Origin of the sequence: Streptomyces sp. C1-1, assembly GCF_050214755.1 — a bacterium.
Taxonomy (GTDB): Bacteria; Actinomycetota; Actinomycetes; order Streptomycetales; family Streptomycetaceae; genus Streptomyces.
Genome location: NZ_CP189826.1, coordinates 3,235,683 through 3,252,884, shown reverse-complemented (window position 1 = coordinate 3,252,884; position 17,202 = coordinate 3,235,683). Strand labels below are relative to the sequence as shown.

Here is a 17,202-nt window from a genome sequence, read left to right as displayed (position 1 = left end):
ATGACGAAACCGGCACGCGAGCAGTCCCGTTGGGCCGCTCCGCCCCGGCCCTCCTGGGAGGAGGAGCCGAGCAGGGCGGGAGTGGCGGGCAAGGGACTCGTCCTCGGTCTGGCCTGCCTGGGAATCCTCTTCCCGCTGTGGATCGTCGTGGTCACCAGCCTGTCCTCGCGCAAGACCATCAGCGAGGCCGGCGGGCTGGTGATGGTGCCCAAGGGGATCACCTTCATCGCCTACAAGGAGCTCCTCGGCGGGGGACAGGTCACCCGGGCCGCGATCATCAGTGTCCTCATCACGCTCGTCGGCACGCTGTTCTCCATGGCCGTGTCGGTGCTGTGCGCGTACGGACTGTCGCGGACCGGCTCGCTGGGGCACCGCTGGATCCTGATGGTCCTGCTGGCGACCATGTTCTTCAGCGCCGGTCTGATCCCGACGTATCTGCTCGTGCAGTCCATCGGGCTGACGGACAGCTATCTGGCGCTCATCCTGCCCAGCGCGCTCAGCGTGTTCAACATCCTCGTCCTGCGCGGGTTCTTCATGGGCATCTCGCAGGAACTCATCGACAGTGCGCGGATCGACGGGGCCGGGGACTTCCGGATCCTGTGGCAGATCGTGATGCCGTTGTCCCGCGCGGTGCTGGCGGTGATCACGCTGTTCTACGCCGTGGGGTACTGGAGCGCCTGGTTCAACGCGTCGCTGTACCTGAACGACCAGGACATGATGCCGTTGCAGAACGTGATGATCCAGCTGGTGCAGAAGCAGCAGGCGCCGGTGGGGCTGGGGCAGGCCATCAGGACCGGGCAGCTGTCGGGGCTGGCCGTGCAGATGGCCGTGATGGTGATGGCGCTGCTGCCGGTGGCCGTGCTGTCGCCGTTCGTGCAACGGCACTTCAAGAAGGGCATGTTGACCGGCGCGATCAAGGGCTGATCCCTTCGGGCCGCCGCGGTCCCCCTCTTTTCACAGATCGAGGTATGTCATGCTCGCGTCTCGTCCCGGCCGTCGGGCCGCCCTGGCCGACGCCACCCGAGGCCGCATCCTCTTCGGCGGCGACTACAACCCGGAGCAGTGGCCCGAGGAGACCTGGCACGAGGACGTCCGGCTGATGAAGGACGCCGGCGTCAACTCCGTGACCCTGGGCGTCTTCTCCTGGGCGAAGCTCGAACCCCGGTCGGGGGAGCGGGACTTCGGGTGGCTGGACACGCTGATGGACCTGATGCACGACCACGGCATAGGCGTCGTCCTCGCCACCCCCACCTCCTCGCCCCCGCCCTGGCTCGGCCGCCTGCACCCCGAGACCCTGCCCCGCGACGAGGACGGCCGGACCGAGTGGTGGGGCGGCCGCCAGCACTTCTCGCACTCCAGCGCCGTCTACCGCCGGCACGCCGCCGCCATCACCGAGGACCTCGCCGCCCGCTACGGCCGCCACCCCGCCCTCACGATGTGGCACATCAACAACGAGTACTGCACCTACGACTACGGCGACGAGGCCGCCGCCCGCTTCCGCCGCTGGCTGCGTGACCGCCACGGCACTCTCGACGCCCTCAACTCCGCCTGGGGAACGGCCTTCTGGAGTCAGGGCTACGGCGACTGGGAGGAGGTCCTGCCGCCCCGCCACGCCCACTATCTGAAGAACCCGGCCCAGGTGCTGGACTTCAAGCGGTTCACCTCCGACATGCTCCTGGAGTGCTACGTCGCCGAACGCGACATCGTCCGCCGGCACACCCCTCCCCACATCCCGGTCACCACCAACTTCATGCCGCTGTGGGCCGGGCAGGACGGCTGGCGGTGGGCCGAGGAGGAGGACGTCGTCTCCGTCGACCTCTACCCCGACCCGCGCGATCCGTTCGGCGCCCAGCACGGGGCTCTGGTGCAGGACCTGACCCGCTCCCAGGCCCGCGGCCCCTGGATGCTGATGGAGCAGGCGGCCGGAGCGGTCAACTGGCGGGGGGTGAACCATCCCAAGCCGCGCGGCCTCAACCGCCTGTGGTCCCTGCAGGCCGTCGCCCGCGGCGCCGACGCCGTCTGCTACTTCCAGTGGCGCCAGTCCCGGCAGGGCGCCGAGAAGTTCCACTCCGGCATGGTCGGCCACGCGGGGGAACAGGGGCGGACGTACCAGGAGACCAAGCAGCTGGGCGCCGAACTCGCGCTGATCGGCGCTGAAGTGACGGATAGTCACACGCGCAACGACATCGCGATCCTGCACGACTGGCACTCCTGGTGGGCCGGCGCCCACGAGGGCCGCCTCTCCACGCTCGTCGACCACACCGGCATCCTCACCGCCTGGCACCGCGCACTCTGGCAGGCCCACCTCGCCACCGACTTCGCCCGTCCGGAACACGACCTGAGCGCCTACAAGCTGGTCGTCGTCCCGCAGGCGTACGCCCTCACGGACACGGCGATCGACAACCTCCTCGCCTACGTCCGCGACGGCGGCACCCTCGTCAGCGGCTTCCTCACCGGCATCGCCGACGAGCACGACCGGGTGCGGGCCGGCGGCATGGACGCCCGGCTGCGCGAACTGTTCGGCATCCGCACCCTGCACGAGTGGTGGCCCCTGGACGAGGACGAGAACGTCCGGACCGACGGGTTCCTCGGCACCCTGTGGTCGGAGGAGATCGAGAAGGACGCCGACACCACGGCGGACGTCACGTACAAGGGCGGCGAACTCGACGGGATGCCCGCCGTGCTGCGCAGGGGACGGGCGCACTACCTGTCCACGCTGCCCGAGCCGCACGCCCTGCGCGACCTGCTCACCGCAATCGCGGCCGAGGCCGGCGGCCACCCCGTCCTGCCCGGTCTCCCCGACCAGGTCGAGGCGGTACGCCGGGGCGACCTGCTGTTCCTGCTGAACCACGGCCGCGACGCGGTCACCGTCGAGCTGCCCGGCAGCCACCGTGATCTGCTCACCCGGGCGACTTTCGAGGGCCCGTGCACGTTGGAGCGCTACGGCGTGGTGGTGTTGCGCCCATGAACATCATGCACGGCACCTGGGAAGCACGGCCCGCCGCGCGCTGGGAGGACGGCTTCCTCAGCGGCAACGGCCGTCACGGCGCACTCGTGTTCGGCGATCCGAACGACGAGCGGGTGGTCGTCACCCAGCACACCCTGGTCCGCCCCAACGGCGGTGAGAGCGCCCGCCCGCCCCGGCTCGCCGAACAGCTCCCGCTGCTGCAGGACCGTTTGCTCGCCGGTGACCTGCACGCCGCCGAGACCTTCACCGACGGCCGCGACCTGCAGTGGGTACAGCCCTTCCACCCCGCCTTCCAGGTACGGCTGCGCAGAACGCCCGGCGACCCACCGCGCCACTACCGCCGTAACGTCGACTTCCCCACCGGTGTCGTGGAGGAGACCTGCGACGACTGGCGCAGCCGCGTCTTCGTCTCACGCGCCGACGACGTCATCGTCCAGCAGGTCACCACCGCCGACCTGCGCATCGCCCTGGACCACCGCCTCCCGAACGCCCCCACGCGGCTCGCCGTCGGTGACGGCGCCGTCCTCACCGCGGACGGCGCGCTGCTCACCCTGCGCGTCCGCTACCCCGGCAGCGACACCGCGTACACGGGGCTGACGCTCGTCGTCGCCACCGGTGGAGTCACGACCCTCACACCGCCCGGCGTCCGCGTCACCGGCGCGGCATCCGTGCTGCTGCTCACCCGGGTACTGCGCCACTCCGGCGAGCTGGACACCACCCCGCAGGCCCGCGCCCTGCGGGACCTGCTGCCGGCCGGCCAGGACCCGTACGCCACCCTGCTGTCCCGCCACACCGCCCTGCACCGCACCGCCTACGAGCGCGTCACCCTCGACCTGGGCGCCGACCCCGCCGAACGCGCGCTGCCCGGCTCGGAGCTGCTGACCCGCCCGGCGAGTCCCGCCCTGCTGGAACGCCTCTTCGCCGCCGGGCGCTACCATCTGCTCTCCGCGAGCGGCCTGAACCCGCCGCGCCTCACGGGCCTGTGGACCGGCGACTGGGACACCGCCTGGTCGGGCGCCTTCACCAACGACGCCAACCTCAACCTCCAGACCGCCTCGGCCGCGGCCACCGCCCTCCCCGAAGTCACCGCCGCCCTGGCGGACCTGATCGACCGTCAACAGGGAGACTGGGCCGAGAACGCCCGGACCGTCCTCGGCTGCCGGGGCGTCGTCGCCCCCGCCCACACCGACGGCGAGTCCGGGCTGTCGTACCACTTCAGCCGCGAATACCCGCTGCACCTGTGGACCGCGGGCGCCGACTGGCTGCTCAAGCCGCTCGTCGACCACGACGACACCCGCGGCGAACGGGACCCCCGCACAGCCGGCATTCTCGCCCAAGTCGCCCTCTTCTACGAGGACTTCCTCAGCCGGGTGGATCAGGACGGCCGACCGGTCGTCGTGCCCTCCTACTCGCCCGAGAACCGTCCGGCCAACGCCGGCTGGGGCGTGATCAACGCGGCCATGGACCTCTCGGCCGCCCGGCACGCCCTCATGACCGCCGCCGCGTACCACCCCGGCACCCCCGAGGCCGACCGCTGGCGCGTGCTCGCCGAGCGGCTGCCCCCGCACCGGGTCAACGCCGACGGCGCCCTCGCCGAATGGGCCTGGCCCGGCCTCGACGACACCTACGACCACCGTCACCTCAGCCACCTCTACGGCGTCTGGCCCCTCGACGAGATCAACCCCTACGACACCCCGGACCTCGCGGCCGCCGCCCACCGCGCCCTCGAACTGCGCGGCGCCGAGAACGACTCCGCGCACGGCCATCTCCACCACGCCCTCGTGGCCGCCCGTCTGCGCGACGGCGAACGGGTCGCGCACGCCCTCGGCCAGGTGCTCGAGGGGGACTTCTTCCACGCCTCGCTGATGAGCGCGCACTACCCGAACCGCGACGTCTACAACGCCGACGCCGCCCACACCCTGCCCGCCCTGCTCGTCGAGACGCTCGTACAGTCCACGCCCGACCGGCTGGTCCTGCTGCCCGCGCTCCCGGCGGTGTGCCCGACCGGCCGGCTCACCGGCCTGCGCACCAGGTTCGGGGCCGAACTCGACCTCACCTGGAACCCGCGGGAAGCGAAAGCGGTGATCCGCCCCACCCGGACCCACCGCGTCGAACTAAGGACTTCCTCCGGCGCGACCCCGCTCGACCTCGTCGCCGGGGAAGACCACGTCCTCACCCTGGGGGCGTGGTGACCACCCCCGCAACTCCCCCCACCCATGGAAGGGACACCATGGCAGCAAACACCCTCCGCCGCCGGATCACGATGGCCGTGATCGCCCCCGCTCTGGCGCTCGGAGCCACCGTCGGCCTCGCCTCCGCCCCCGCCTCGGCCGCCGTATGGAACTCCTGCGACCAGTGGGCCAGCACGACCCTGAACGGCTACACGCTCTACAACGACATCTGGGGCTCCGGCGCCGGCAGCCAGTGCATCTGGGCCAACTCCGGCACCAACTGGGGCGTGTGGGCGGACCACCCCAACACCGGCGGCATCAAGTCCTACCCGAACGCCAAGAAGGTGATCAACAAGTCGATCACCTCGCTCGGTTCGCTCTCCAGCGGCTACAACGTCACGGTCCCGTCGTCCGGCGCGTACGAGACCGCCTACGACATCTGGGACACCAACTACAAGTACGAGATCATGCTCTGGATGAACAAGACGGGAGCCGTCGGTCCGCTCGGCACCTCGCAGGGCACCGTCACGCTCGGCGGCCACACCTGGACCGTCTACAAGGGCAACAACGGCTCCAACGACGTGTTCTCGTTCGTCCGCACGTCCAACTCCAGCTCCGGCACCGTCAACGTCCTGCCGATCCTGAAGTGGATCAAGGACACCAAGGGCTGGTTCGGCAACGTCACGATCGGCGACCTGCAGTTCGGCTTCGAGATCACGTCCTCGTCCGGTGGCCTGAACTTCACCGTCAACAGCGAAAGCGTCAGCAGTAGTTGACCCGACGGCGGTCGGGGGTGGGGTTTCATGGGCGCATGCGAATCTCCACCCCCCACCGCACCGTCCTGACCGTCGCCGCCGCACTGCTCGCCGTGCCGGGCACCGCGGCGGCGGCCTCCGCGACCGCCCGGTACCCCTCCGACGCCCTTCGGCCGGTGGCCGCCCTCGCCGCCGACCGCCTCGCCACCGCCGACCTGGTCGCGGCCGCCAAGTGGGGCACCGACAGCCCCATCGACGACCCGGCACGCGAACAGCAGGTCCTCGACACGGTCGCCGCGCAGGCACAGGAGATCGGCGCCGACCCCGACGAGATCCGGCGCGTCTTCCGCGACCAGATCGAGGCCAACAAGCTCGTCCAGCGCGCACTGTTCGCCGAGTGGACGGCCCACCCCGACCGGGCCCCGAACACCAAGCCCGACCTGAGCGTCGTCCGCGCGACCATCAACCGCATCAACACGGACCTGGTCCGGTCCCTGGCGGACAGCACCGCGGATCGCGCGGCGCCGTCCTGCCGTCCCGAACTCCTCCTGGCCGCCGTCGAGGTCCACCACGAGAAGCACCCGGACCTGCTCCACACCGCGGCCCTGGGCCGCTCATTGGCCCACGTCTGCCGCGACTGACCTGCTTTGAGGGGCGCGGGGAACCGCGCGACCAGCCACGACGACGCGGCAGCAGCCCGACGTGGCTCAGCCCCGCACGGGCAACCGCGCCCCGTCCCGCAGGAACAGCGGGATGCGGTCCAGCGGAGCGTCGACGGTCACGCGGGCACCACCCTCGTACGTCTGCCCGGTCCACGCGTCCGTCCAGGTCGCGCCCGCCGGAAGGTAGGCCGTGCGGGCCGTCGCGCCCGCCGTCAGCACGGGAGCGACCAGCAGGTCCCGGCCGAAGAGATACGCGTCGTCGACCGACCAGGCCGCCTGGTCCTCCGGGAACTCCAGGAACAGCGGCCGCATCACCGGCAGCCCCTCCTCGTGCGCCTCCCGCATGACCTGGAGCACGTACGGCTTCAGCCGCTCGCGCAGGCGCAGATACCGCTCCAGGATCGCGCCCGCCTCCTCGCCGTAGGACCACACCTCGTTCGGGCCGCCGGTCATCTCCGGGCCGAGCGGCATGCCCGGGTCGCGGAAGCCGTGCAGCCGCATCAGCGGGGACAGCGCCCCGAACTGGAACCAGCGGACCATGACCTCGCGGTACGCCGGGTCGTCCGGGTCGCCGCCGTGGAAGCCGCCGATGTCCGTGTTCCACCAGGGGATTCCGGACAGCGCGGTGTTGAGGCCGGCCGCGATCTGGCGGCGCAGCGTCGGGAAGTCGGTGCCGATGTCGCCGGACCACAGGGCGGCGCCGTAGCGCTGACTGCCCGCCCACGCCGAGCGGTTGAGGGTGACGACCTCCTCGCCCGCCGCCCGCAGACCCTCGTGGAAGGTCCGGGAGTTCTCCGCCGGGTAGATGTTGCCGACCTCCAGCCCGGGGCCCGCCCAGTACCGCAGGTTCTCCTGGAAGCCGGGCTTCAGCTCGGGCTCGCACGCGTCCAGCCAGAACGCCGTGATCCCGTACGGAAGCAGGTAGTTGTCCCGCACCTTCGACCACACGAACTCACGCGCGTCCGGGTTCGTCGCGTCGTAGAAGGCCACCTGGACCGTCGAGGCGACCTCCTTGTCCGGCCAGTCGGCGTGGGCCGTCGGACCGTACTGCGTGCCGATGAAGTAGCCGCGCTGTTCCATCACCGGGTGGTTCTCGGAGAGCGGGGACACCGACGGCCACACGCTCACCACCAACTTGATGCCCAGCGCCTCCAGTTCACGGACCATCGCCGCCGGGTCCGGCCACTCGGCCGGGTCGAACTTCCACTCGCCCAGGTGCGTCCAGTGGAAGAAGTCGCAGACGATCGCCGAGATCGGCAGGCCGCGCCGCTTGTACTCCCGTGCCACGGCGAGGAGTTCGTCCTGCGTGCGGTAGCGCAGCTTGCACTGCCAGAAGCCCGCCGCCCACTCCGGCAGCATCGGCGTACGGCCGGTCACCGCGCTGTAGCGGCGCTGGCCGTCGGCCGGAGAGCCGGCCGTGATCCAGTAGTCGATCTGCCGGGCGGAGTCGGCCACCCACCGGGTCCCGTTGCCCGCCAGCTCCACCCGGCCGATCGCCGGGTTGTTCCACAGCAGGGTGTAGCCGCGGCTGGAGGCCAGCACCGGGATGCCGACCTCGGCGTTGCGCTGGACCAGGTCCAGGACCAGGCCCTTCTGGTCCAGCCGGCCGTGCTGGTGCTGGCCCAGGCCGAACAGCTTCTCGTCGTCGTAGGCAGCGAACCGCTGTTCCAGGCGGTGGTGGCCGTTGCCGACGGCGGTGTACAGCCGCGAGCCCGGCCACCAGAAGTGGGCGCGCTCCTCGGCCAGCAGCTCCCCGAGGTCGTCCGTGCGCAGAAAGCGGACCAGGCCCTCGGCGTCGACGTGCACGGTCAGCGCACCGACCGTCAACTGCCCCTCCCCGTCACCGATCTTGACGCTGCTCTCGGTGGCCGGCGCCTCGTCGAGGAGGGCGCCCGGCAGGCCGTGCAGGATCGGGCCGCCGAGCCGCGCCCGGACCCGGACCGCGTCCGGGCCCCACGGCTCGATACGGAGGGTCTCCTGGCGGCCGCTCCACTCCAGCGCGCCGTCCCGCTCACGGAAGGTGCCGACGGTGGGGGACGACTGTGCGAGTGAGACCTGGGTCTGGTTTTCGGCAGGCTGATTCACGAAGGGTGCTCCCGAAAGGACATGTCCCGGCCGGGACACAGTGGTGCCCCGCAGGGCGATGGAAGGCGGGTCTCAGGAAGAGCCGGAGGGCGCCGGGCCCGTGCTCGCCCGTACCGTCAGCTCCGGTGCGATCAGCACGACGTCGTCCGTGCCGCGGCCGTCGAGCTTGGCGATGAGGTGCTCCACGGCGTACCGGCCCATCTCCTGCGCGGGGATGGCCACGGAGGTCAGCCGCACGGAGGCCTGCACGGCCACCTGCTCCGGGCAGATCGCGACCACGGACACGTCCTCGGGGACGGCCCGGCCCTGCTGGCGCAGCAGGGCGAGCATCGGCTCGACCGCCGACTCGTTCTGCACGACGAACCCGGTCGTGCTCGGGCGCTCGTCGAGGATGCGGGCGAGGGTCACGGCCATCGCGTCGTACCCGCCCTCGCACGGCCGGTGCAGCAGTCGTACGCCCAACTCCTGTGCGCGCGACCGCAGTCCGTCGAGGGTGCGCTCGGCGAAGCCGGTGTGCCGCTCGTAGACCGCGGGCGCCTCGCCGATGACAGCGATGTCGCGGTGACCGAGCATCGCGAGATGCTCCACGCACAGCGCGCCCGTCGCCCTGAAGTCCAGGTCGACGCAGGTCAGACCGGACGTGTCGGCGGGCAGTCCGATCAGGACCGACGGCTGGTCGGTGCCGCGCAGCAACGGCAGCCGCTCGTCGTCGAGTTCCACGTCCATCAGGATCATCGCGTCCGCCAGCCCGCTGCCGGTCACCCGGCGCACCGCGTCCGGGCCCTCCTCGCCGGTCAGCAGCAGGACGTCGTAGCCGTGCGTACGGGCCGTCGTGGCGACCGCGATGGCGATCTCCATCATCACCGGCACGTACATGTCGGTGCGCAGCGGGACCATCAGCGCGATGATGTTCGACCTGCTGCTGGCCAGCGCCCGCGCGCCCGCGTTCGGGTGGTAGCCCAGCTCCCGAATGCTCTGCTCGACCCGCTGCCGGGTGGTCGTGGAGATGGACCGCTTGCCACTGAGGACATAGCTCACCGTGCTCGCCGAGACTCCGGCGTGCTGGGCGACCTCGGCGAGGGTGACCATCCAGCTCTCCAAGCGGTGTGAAGCGCTTCGACAGTGCGCATGACGTACAGGGGCGGGTGTGAGGGTGGTTCGACACTAGCTCTAGCGCGGGTGGGTGTCCATAGTCTGTCGAAGCGCTTCGACAGCTTTTCTCACACAGGGGATGCCGATGTCGTGGGGGTCAACACGAACGGTCCCCCGGTAAGGGCTTCCGGCGCAACACCGCGGAGCCACCCGTTCACGCGCCTGTTCGGCCGAACGGCTGCGCGCGGGGTGGTGGGGCCGCCCGGGATCGGGTACATACGATCGGGTAGCACCCGTCGGTAACCATAACGGCCCAAGATCCCGATTCGCGGCGAGGTGAGCCTCATGTCCGCCAGTCCCTCCGATTCCGCTGGACGCCCCACCGTCTCCGAACGTGAGGCCCGTCAGGTGGCGGAGGCCGCCCGGGAACAGGAATGGCGCAAGCCCAGCTTCGCCAAGGAACTGTTCCTCGGCCGCTTCCGGCTCGACCTGGTCCATCCCCACCCCACCCCCTCCACCGAGGCCGCCCAGCGCGGCGAGGAGTTCCTCGCCAAACTCCGCGACTTCTGCGAGACGAAGGTCGACGGCTCCCTGATCGAGCGCGAGGGCCGCATCCCCGACGAGGTCATCAACGGCCTCAAGGAGCTCGGCGCCCTCGGCATGAAGATCGACACCAAGTACGGCGGCCTCGGCCTGACCCAGGTCTACTACAACAAGGCCCTCGCACTGGTCGGTTCGGCCAGCCCGGCCATCGGCGTACTGCTGTCGGCCCACCAGTCGATCGGCGTACCCCAGCCGCTCAAGCTCTTCGGCACCGACGAGCAGCGGGAGCGGTTCCTGCCGCGGTGCGCGCGCACCGACATCAGCGCCTTCCTCCTCACCGAGCCCGACGTCGGCTCCGACCCGGCCCGGCTCGCCACCTCGGCCGTACCCGACGGGGACGACTACGTCCTCGACGGGGTGAAACTGTGGACCACCAACGGCGTCGTCGCCGACCTGCTGGTCGTCATGGCCCGGGTACCGAAGAGCGAGGGCCACAAGGGCGGCATCACCGCCTTCGTCGTCGAGACCAACTCGCCCGGCGTCACCGTCGAGAACCGCAACGCCTTCATGGGCCTGCGCGGCATCGAGAACGGCGTCACCCGCTTCCACCAGGTCCGCGTGCCCGCCGCCAACCGCATCGGCCCCGAGGGCGCCGGCCTCAAGATCGCGCTGACCACCCTCAACACCGGCCGCCTCTCGCTGCCCGCCTCCTGCGTGGCGGCCGGCAAGTGGTGCCTGAAGATCGCCCGCGAGTGGTCGGCGGCCCGCGAGCAGTGGGGCAAGCCGATCGCCCACCACGAGGCCGTCGGCGCGAAGATCTCCTTCATCGCGGCGACCACCTTCGCCCTGGAGGCCGTACTCGACCTCTCCTCGCAGATGGCCGACGAGAACCGCAACGACATCCGCATCGAGGGCGCGCTCGCCAAGCTGTACGCCTCCGAGATGGGCTGGCTGATCGCCGACGAACTCGTCCAGATCCGCGGCGGCCGCGGCTTCGAGACGGCGGACTCCCTCCGGGCCCGCGGCGAACGCGCGGTCCCCGCCGAACAGGTCCTGCGCGACCTGCGCATCAACCGCATCTTCGAGGGCTCGACGGAGATCATGCACCTCCTCATCGCCCGCGAGGCGGTCGACGCCCACCTCACCGTCGCCGGCGACCTGATCGACCCCGAGAAGTCCCTCCAGGACAAGGCGAAGGCAGGCGCCAACGCAGGCGTCTTCTACGCCAAGTGGCTCCCCAAACTCGTCGCCGGACCCGGACAACTACCGGTCTCCTACGGCGAGTTCAAGCACGAGGTCGACCTGTCGCCGCACCTGCGCTACGTCGAACGGCACGCCCGCAAGCTCGCCCGCTCCACCTTCTACGCCATGTCCCGCTGGCAGGGGAAGATGGAGACCAAGCAGGGCTTCCTCGGCCGGATCGTCGACATCGGCGCCGAACTGTTCGCGATGAGCGCCGCCTGCGTCCGCGCCGAACTCCTGCGCAGCCAGGGCAACCACGGACGCGAGGCCTACCAGCTCGCCGACGTCTTCTGCCGCCAGGCCCGCATCCGCGTCGATGAACTCTTCAACCGCCTGTGGACCAACACCGACGACCTCGACCGCAAGCTGGTCAAGGGCGTCATGTCCGGTACCTACACCTGGCTGGAGGAGGGCATCGTCGACCCGTCCGGCGAGGGCCCGTGGATCGCCGAGGCGGCCCCTGGACCGTCGGAGAAGGACAACGTGCACCGGCCGATCCGCTGACCGGTCACGGACAGCGCGTCCCTCACGACCCCCCGTGCGGGGGACGAGGGGGACGCGCTGTCCTCACACACCGTCCTTACGGCCACAATGGAGGGATGAGCGACAGTCCAGCACTCCGAGGGCGCGGCCCGGAAACCCCGTCCGCCCCGCGACGCCACGCACGCGCCCTCGCCGACCCGCACCTCGTCTACGACCCCGTGACCGGCGGCGGTCCCAAGGACGTGGTGATCCTCGGCTCCACCGGATCGATCGGCACCCAGGCCATCGACCTCGTGCTGCGCAACCCCGACCGCTTCCGGGTCACCGGCCTCTCCGCGAACGGCGGCCGCGTCACCCTCCTCGCCGAGCAGGCGCACCGGCTCCGGGCACGCACCGTCGCGGTCGCCCGCGAGGACGTCGTACCGCAGCTGCGCGAGGCGCTGACGAGCCGCTACGGCGCCGGGGAGCCGCTCCCCGAGATCCTCGCCGGCCCGGACGCGGCCACCCAGCTCGCCGCCTCCGACTGCCACACCGTGCTGAACGGCATCACCGGCTCCATCGGCCTCGCGCCCACCCTCGCCGCCCTGAAGGCGGGGCGCACCCTCGCGCTCGCCAACAAGGAGTCGCTCATCGTCGGCGGCCCGCTGGTCAAGGCGCTGGCCGAGCCCGGTCAGATCATCCCGGTCGACTCCGAGCACGCGGCCCTGTTCCAGGCGCTCGCGGCCGGCACCCGGGCCGACGTGCGCAAGCTCGTCGTGACCGCCTCCGGCGGTCCGTTCCGCGGCCGTACGAAGGCCCAGCTGGCGGACGTGACGGTCGAGGACGCCCTCGCGCACCCCACCTGGGCCATGGGCCCGGTGATCACGATCAACTCCGCGACCCTTGTCAACAAGGGGCTCGAAGTCATCGAGGCACACCTCCTCTACGACATTCCCTTCAGTCGCATTGAGGTGGTCGTGCACCCTCAGTCGTATGTCCACTCGATGATTGAGTTCACGGACGGATCGACGATCGCCCAGGCGACGCCCCCCGACATGCGCGGGCCCATCGCCATCGGGCTCGGCTGGCCCGAGCGCGTCCCGGACGCGGCGCCGGCCTTCGACTGGAGCAAGGCCTCGACATGGGAGTTCTTCCCACTCGACAACGACGCGTTCCCCTCGGTGAACCTCGCCCGGCACGTGGGTGAGCTCGCGGGCACCGCCCCGGCGGTGTTCAATGCGGCCAACGAGGAGTGCGTGGAGGCGTTCCGCACCGGGGAGCTGCCCTTCAACGGGATCATGGAGACCGTGACACGGGTCGTGGAGGAGCACGGCACACCGGTCACGGGAACCTCGCTCACCGTGTCGGACGTCCTCGAAGCGGAGACCTGGGCGAGGGCCCGGGCCCGGGAACTGACAGCGCAGACGGCGACCGCGGAGGCGCGTGCATGACGAGCTTGATGATGATCCTCGGCATAGTCGTCTTCGCGTTCGGCCTGCTGGTCTCGATCGCGTGGCACGAGCTGGGGCACCTGTCCACGGCGAAGCTCTTCGGCATCCGCGTGCCCCAGTACATGGTCGGCTTCGGCCCGACCATCTGGTCGCGGAAGAAGGGCGAGACCGAGTACGGGGTCAAGGCCGTCCCCTTCGGCGGCTACATCCGCATGATCGGCATGTTCCCGCCCGGCCCGGACGGACAGCTGACCGCCCGCTCCACCTCGCCCTGGCGCGGCATGATCGAGGACGCCCGCTCCGCGGCCTTCGAGGAGCTCAAGCCCGGCGACGAGACCCGGCTCTTCTACACCCGCGCCCCCTGGAAACGGGTCATCGTGATGTTCGCGGGCCCGTTCATGAACCTCATCCTCGCGGTCGCGCTGTTCCTGACCGTCCTGATGGGCTTCGGCATCTCGCAGCAGACCACCACGGTCAGCTCGGTGTCCCAGTGCGTGATCGCGCAGAGCGAGAACCGGGACACCTGCAAGAACAGCGACCCGGCCTCCCCGGCCGCCGCCGCGGGCCTCAAGCCCGGCGACAAGATCGTCTCCTTCGCCGGGGTGCGGACCACCGACTGGAACAAGCTCTCCGACCTCATCCGGCAGAGCCCCGGCAAGAACGTGCCGATCGTCGTCGACCGCAAGGGCGAGGAGGTCACCCTCCACGCCACCATCGCCACCAACCAGGTCGCCAAGAAGGACTCCAGCGGCCAGATCGTCCAGGGCAAGTACGTCAGCGCCGGATTCCTCGGCTTCAGCGCCGCCACCGGCATCGTCCAGCAGGACTTCGGCGAGTCGCTGACCTGGATGGGCGACCGTGTCGGCGAGGCCGTCGACTCCATCGCGGCCCTGCCCGCCAAGATCCCCGGCCTGTGGGACGCCGCCTTCGGCGACGGCAAACGCGCCCCCGACTCGCCGATGGGCGTGGTCGGCGCGGCCCGCGTCGGCGGCGAGATCTTCACCCTGGACATCCCCGCCACCCAGCAGCTGGCGATGTTCGTCATGCTGGTCGCGGGCTTCAACCTCTCCCTGTTCCTGTTCAACATGCTCCCGCTGCTGCCCCTCGACGGCGGCCACATCGCCGGCGCCCTGTGGGAGTCGCTGCGGCGGAACGTGGCCCGCGTACTGAAGCGCCCCGACCCGGGTCCCTTCGACGTGGCGAAGCTGATGCCGGTGGCCTACGTGGTGGCCGGAATCTTCGTCTGCTTCACCCTGCTGGTGCTGGTGGCGGATGTCGTCAACCCGGTGAAAATCACGTAGTCACGCGCAGTTCACGGCGGCCCGGCACCCTCGGTTCCGGGCCGCCTCCCTTTGGGTGGGTCGAGAGGCGACGAGGGTCCCCCCGCCGGGCGTGTCCGAGGTGGGGGCGTGCTCGGGCCTCCGCCGGTGCCGTAATCTCGAAGCCTGGAGCCCGTTGTTCCGGGACCGGATCCTGATCCACGACTTGGGGTTGCACAGCAGATGACTGCGATTTCTCTCGGCATGCCGTCCGTTCCGACCAAGATCGCCGAACGGCGCAGGAGCCGGCAGATCCAGGTCGGGTCCGTGGCGGTGGGCGGAGACGCCCCCGTGTCGGTGCAGTCGATGACCACGACCCGTACGTCCGACATCGGCGCGACCCTCCAGCAGATCGCCGAACTGACCGCGTCCGGCTGCCAGATCGTGCGTGTGGCGTGCCCCACGCAGGACGACGCGGACGCCCTCGCCACGATCGCCAGGAAGTCGCAGATCCCCGTCATCGCCGACATCCACTTCCAGCCGAAGTACGTCTTCGCGGCCATCGAGGCCGGCTGCGCAGCGGTCCGGGTGAACCCGGGCAACATCAAGCAGTTCGACGACAAGGTCAAGGAGATCGCCAAGGCCGCCAAGGACCACGGCACCCCGATCCGCATCGGCGTCAACGCCGGCTCCCTCGACCGGCGACTGCTGCAGAAGTACGGCAAGGCGACGCCGGAGGCTCTCGTCGAGTCCGCCCTGTGGGAGGCGTCCCTCTTCGAGGAGCACGACTTCCGGGACATCAAGATCTCGGTCAAGCACAACGACCCGGTCGTGATGATCGAGGCCTACCGGCAGCTCGCCGCCCAGTGCGACTACCCGCTGCACCTCGGCGTGACGGAGGCGGGCCCGGCCTTCCAGGGCACCATCAAGTCCGCGGTGGCCTTCGGCGCGCTCCTCAGCCAGGGCATCGGCGACACGATCCGCGTCTCGCTGTCCGCGCCCCCGGTGGAGGAGGTCAAGGTCGGCAACCAGATCCTGGAGTCGCTGAACCTCAAGCAGCGTGGCCTGGAGATCGTCTCCTGCCCGTCCTGCGGCCGCGCCCAGGTCGACGTCTACAAGCTCGCCGAGGAGGTCACTGCCGGCCTCACCGGCATGGAGGTCCCGCTGCGCGTCGCCGTCATGGGCTGCGTCGTCAACGGCCCCGGCGAGGCCCGCGAGGCCGACCTCGGTGTCGCCTCCGGCAACGGCAAGGGCCAGATCTTCGTCAAGGGCGAGGTCATCAAGACCGTCCCCGAGTCCAAGATCGTGGAGACCCTCATCGAGGAGGCCATGAAGCTCGCCGAGCAGATGGAGGCGGCCGGCACGGCGTCGGGCGAGCCGTCGGTGTCGGTGGCGGGCTGAAGGGTTCTTCGGGCCGGGGGCCTCTTCGGGCGCCGGTCCGCACATCCCGGCCCGTCCGGAGTTTGAGGACGAGGCCCGTCCAGGGCCGAAGCGGGGGTCCGGGGGCGGCAGCCCCCCGTACGGCACCCCCGACACCGCCCGCCTCCGGCCAACGGCCACCCAGGCAGGGCGGCACCGCCCAGCATCCGCAGGTACAGTGCGGGGATCAGCAGAACCTCAGGGTGAGGGCCCGCACGTGTTGACGCAGACCACCTCACGGGTGCTCGAACCGAGCGACCTGGACGCCGCGCTCGCCGTCCTCGACCGCGAGCCGGTCGTGAACGCCTTCGTGACCTCCCGCGTCCAGGTGGCGGGCCTCGACCCGTGGCGGCTCGGCGGCGAGATGTGGGGCTTCTACGAGGAGGGCATGCTGACGTCCCTCTGCTACGCCGGAGCCAACCTGGTCCCGATCTGCGCGACCCCCCGGGCCGTACGTGCCTTCGCCGACCGCGCCCGGCGCGCGGGCCGCCGCTGCTCCTCCATCGTCGGCCCCGCCGAGGCCACCACCCAGCTCTGGCGCCTGCTGGAACCCAGCTGGGGTCCCGCCCGCGAGGTCCGCTCCCACCAGCCGCTCATGGTCACCGACCGCATGCCCGACGACATCGCCCCGGATCCCTACGTCCGTCGCATCCGCAAGGACGAGATGGAGACGATCATGCCGGCGTGCGTGGCGATGTTCACCGAGGAGGTCGGCGTCTCCCCGCTGGCGGGCGACGGCGGCCTGCTCTACCAGGCCCGGGTCGCCGAACTCGTCGGCTCCGGCCGCTCCTTCGCCCGCCTCGACGAACACGGCAAGGTCGTCTTCAAGGCGGAGATCGGCGCGGCGACGTCCCAGGCCTGCCAGATCCAGGGCGTGTGGGTGGCTCCCGAGTACCGGGGGAGGGGCATCGCGGCACCGGGCATGGCGGCGGTCCTGCGCTACGCGCTGGCGGACGTGGCGCCGGTGGTCAGCCTGTACGTGAACGACTTCAACACACCGGCCAGGAGGACCTACCGGAAGGTGGGCTTCCAGGAGGTCGGCGCGTTCATGAGCATTCTCTTCTAGAGGGGCGTTCACATGGCTGTTCTGGCC

General features: G+C 70.6%; 12 protein-coding genes. 10 read left to right on the top strand and 2 right to left on the bottom strand.

Annotated features, from left to right (window positions below; all coding sequences use genetic code 11):
- From ACQF4J_RS14610 to ACQF4J_RS14590, 5 genes are read left to right on the top strand one after another with little or no spacing between them, the layout of a single operon-like run.
- A complete protein-coding gene (locus ACQF4J_RS14610; RefSeq protein ID WP_351568138.1) occupies nt 1-924 on the top strand; it encodes a carbohydrate ABC transporter permease in 924 nt (307 codons plus the stop codon).
- Nucleotides 925-973: 49 nt separating this feature from the next.
- The gene (locus tag ACQF4J_RS14605; protein ID WP_427165778.1) at nt 974-2,968 is read left to right on the top strand and encodes a beta-galactosidase; all 1,995 of its coding nucleotides are present in this window, start codon (nt 974-976) and stop codon (nt 2,966-2,968) included.
- Nucleotides 2,965-5,160, top strand: coding sequence for a glycosyl hydrolase family 95 catalytic domain-containing protein (locus ACQF4J_RS14600; RefSeq protein ID WP_427165777.1), 2,196 nt, complete (start codon nt 2,965-2,967; stop codon nt 5,158-5,160). The genes ACQF4J_RS14605 and ACQF4J_RS14600 overlap by 4 nt, the downstream gene beginning before the upstream one ends.
- Before the next feature lie 38 nt (nt 5,161-5,198).
- Complete coding sequence (locus ACQF4J_RS14595) at nt 5,199-5,915, top strand: glycoside hydrolase family 12 protein (RefSeq protein WP_427165776.1); 717 nt, start codon at nt 5,199-5,201, stop codon at nt 5,913-5,915.
- Nucleotides 5,916-5,950: 35 nt separating this feature from the next.
- Complete coding sequence (locus ACQF4J_RS14590; RefSeq protein WP_351568126.1) at nt 5,951-6,535, top strand: chorismate mutase; 585 nt, start codon at nt 5,951-5,953, stop codon at nt 6,533-6,535.
- 66 nt (nt 6,536-6,601) lie between these two features.
- Here the strand turns inward: ACQF4J_RS14590 and ACQF4J_RS14585 are convergent, their stop codons facing one another.
- Entirely contained in the window at nt 6,602-8,641 is a 2,040-nt protein-coding gene (locus ACQF4J_RS14585) for a glycoside hydrolase family 31 protein (RefSeq protein ID WP_427165775.1), read from the bottom strand.
- A gap of 72 nt (nt 8,642-8,713) precedes the next feature.
- Nucleotides 8,714-9,730 (bottom strand): LacI family DNA-binding transcriptional regulator, encoded by a 1,017-nt coding sequence (locus ACQF4J_RS14580; protein ID WP_351568120.1) that lies wholly within the window; start codon nt 9,728-9,730, stop codon nt 8,714-8,716.
- Nucleotides 9,731-10,078: 348 nt separating this feature from the next.
- Here ACQF4J_RS14580 and ACQF4J_RS14575 point away from each other — a divergent pair, with 348 nt between their 5' ends.
- From ACQF4J_RS14575 to ACQF4J_RS14555, 5 genes are all read left to right on the top strand, one after another.
- Nucleotides 10,079-12,022, top strand: a complete 1,944-nt coding sequence (locus ACQF4J_RS14575; RefSeq protein WP_427165774.1) for an acyl-CoA dehydrogenase family protein — start codon at nt 10,079-10,081, stop codon at nt 12,020-12,022.
- A 95-nt stretch (nt 12,023-12,117) separates the two neighbouring features.
- Complete coding sequence (dxr, locus tag ACQF4J_RS14570) at nt 12,118-13,431, top strand: 1-deoxy-D-xylulose-5-phosphate reductoisomerase (protein WP_427165773.1); 1,314 nt, start codon at nt 12,118-12,120, stop codon at nt 13,429-13,431.
- Nucleotides 13,432-13,439: 8 nt separating this feature from the next.
- Nucleotides 13,440-14,732 (top strand): M50 family metallopeptidase, encoded by a 1,293-nt coding sequence (locus ACQF4J_RS14565; RefSeq protein ID WP_351568399.1) that lies wholly within the window; start codon nt 13,440-13,442, stop codon nt 14,730-14,732.
- Nucleotides 14,733-14,933: 201 nt separating this feature from the next.
- Entirely contained in the window at nt 14,934-16,091 is a 1,158-nt protein-coding gene (ispG, locus tag ACQF4J_RS14560) for a flavodoxin-dependent (E)-4-hydroxy-3-methylbut-2-enyl-diphosphate synthase (protein ID WP_351568112.1), read from the top strand.
- Nucleotides 16,092-16,326: 235 nt separating this feature from the next.
- Nucleotides 16,327-17,175 carry a GNAT family N-acetyltransferase gene (locus ACQF4J_RS14555; protein WP_351568110.1) on the top strand — a complete coding sequence of 283 codons (849 nt, stop codon included), beginning with the start codon at nt 16,327-16,329 and terminating at the stop codon, nt 17,173-17,175.
- The last annotated feature ends 27 nt before the right edge of the window (nt 17,176-17,202 follow it).

Coding starts and splice junctions, on each gene's coding strand:
- dxr (WP_427165773.1), top strand. CDS start 12,118: ATGAGCGACAGTCCAGCACTCCGAGGGCGCGGCCCGGAAACCCCGTCC.
- ACQF4J_RS14600 (WP_427165777.1), top strand. CDS start 2,965: ATGAACATCATGCACGGCACCTGGGAAGCACGGCCCGCCGCGCGCTGG.
- ACQF4J_RS14565 (WP_351568399.1), top strand. CDS start 13,440: ATGATGATCCTCGGCATAGTCGTCTTCGCGTTCGGCCTGCTGGTCTCG.
- ACQF4J_RS14580 (WP_351568120.1), bottom strand. CDS start 9,730: ATGGTCACCCTCGCCGAGGTCGCCCAGCACGCCGGAGTCTCGGCGAGC.
- ACQF4J_RS14575 (WP_427165774.1), top strand. CDS start 10,079: ATGTCCGCCAGTCCCTCCGATTCCGCTGGACGCCCCACCGTCTCCGAA.
- ACQF4J_RS14605 (WP_427165778.1), top strand. CDS start 974: ATGCTCGCGTCTCGTCCCGGCCGTCGGGCCGCCCTGGCCGACGCCACC.
- ACQF4J_RS14590 (WP_351568126.1), top strand. CDS start 5,951: ATGCGAATCTCCACCCCCCACCGCACCGTCCTGACCGTCGCCGCCGCA.
- ACQF4J_RS14610 (WP_351568138.1), top strand. CDS start 1: ATGACGAAACCGGCACGCGAGCAGTCCCGTTGGGCCGCTCCGCCCCGG.
- ACQF4J_RS14595 (WP_427165776.1), top strand. CDS start 5,199: ATGGCAGCAAACACCCTCCGCCGCCGGATCACGATGGCCGTGATCGCC.
- ispG (WP_351568112.1), top strand. CDS start 14,934: ATGACTGCGATTTCTCTCGGCATGCCGTCCGTTCCGACCAAGATCGCC.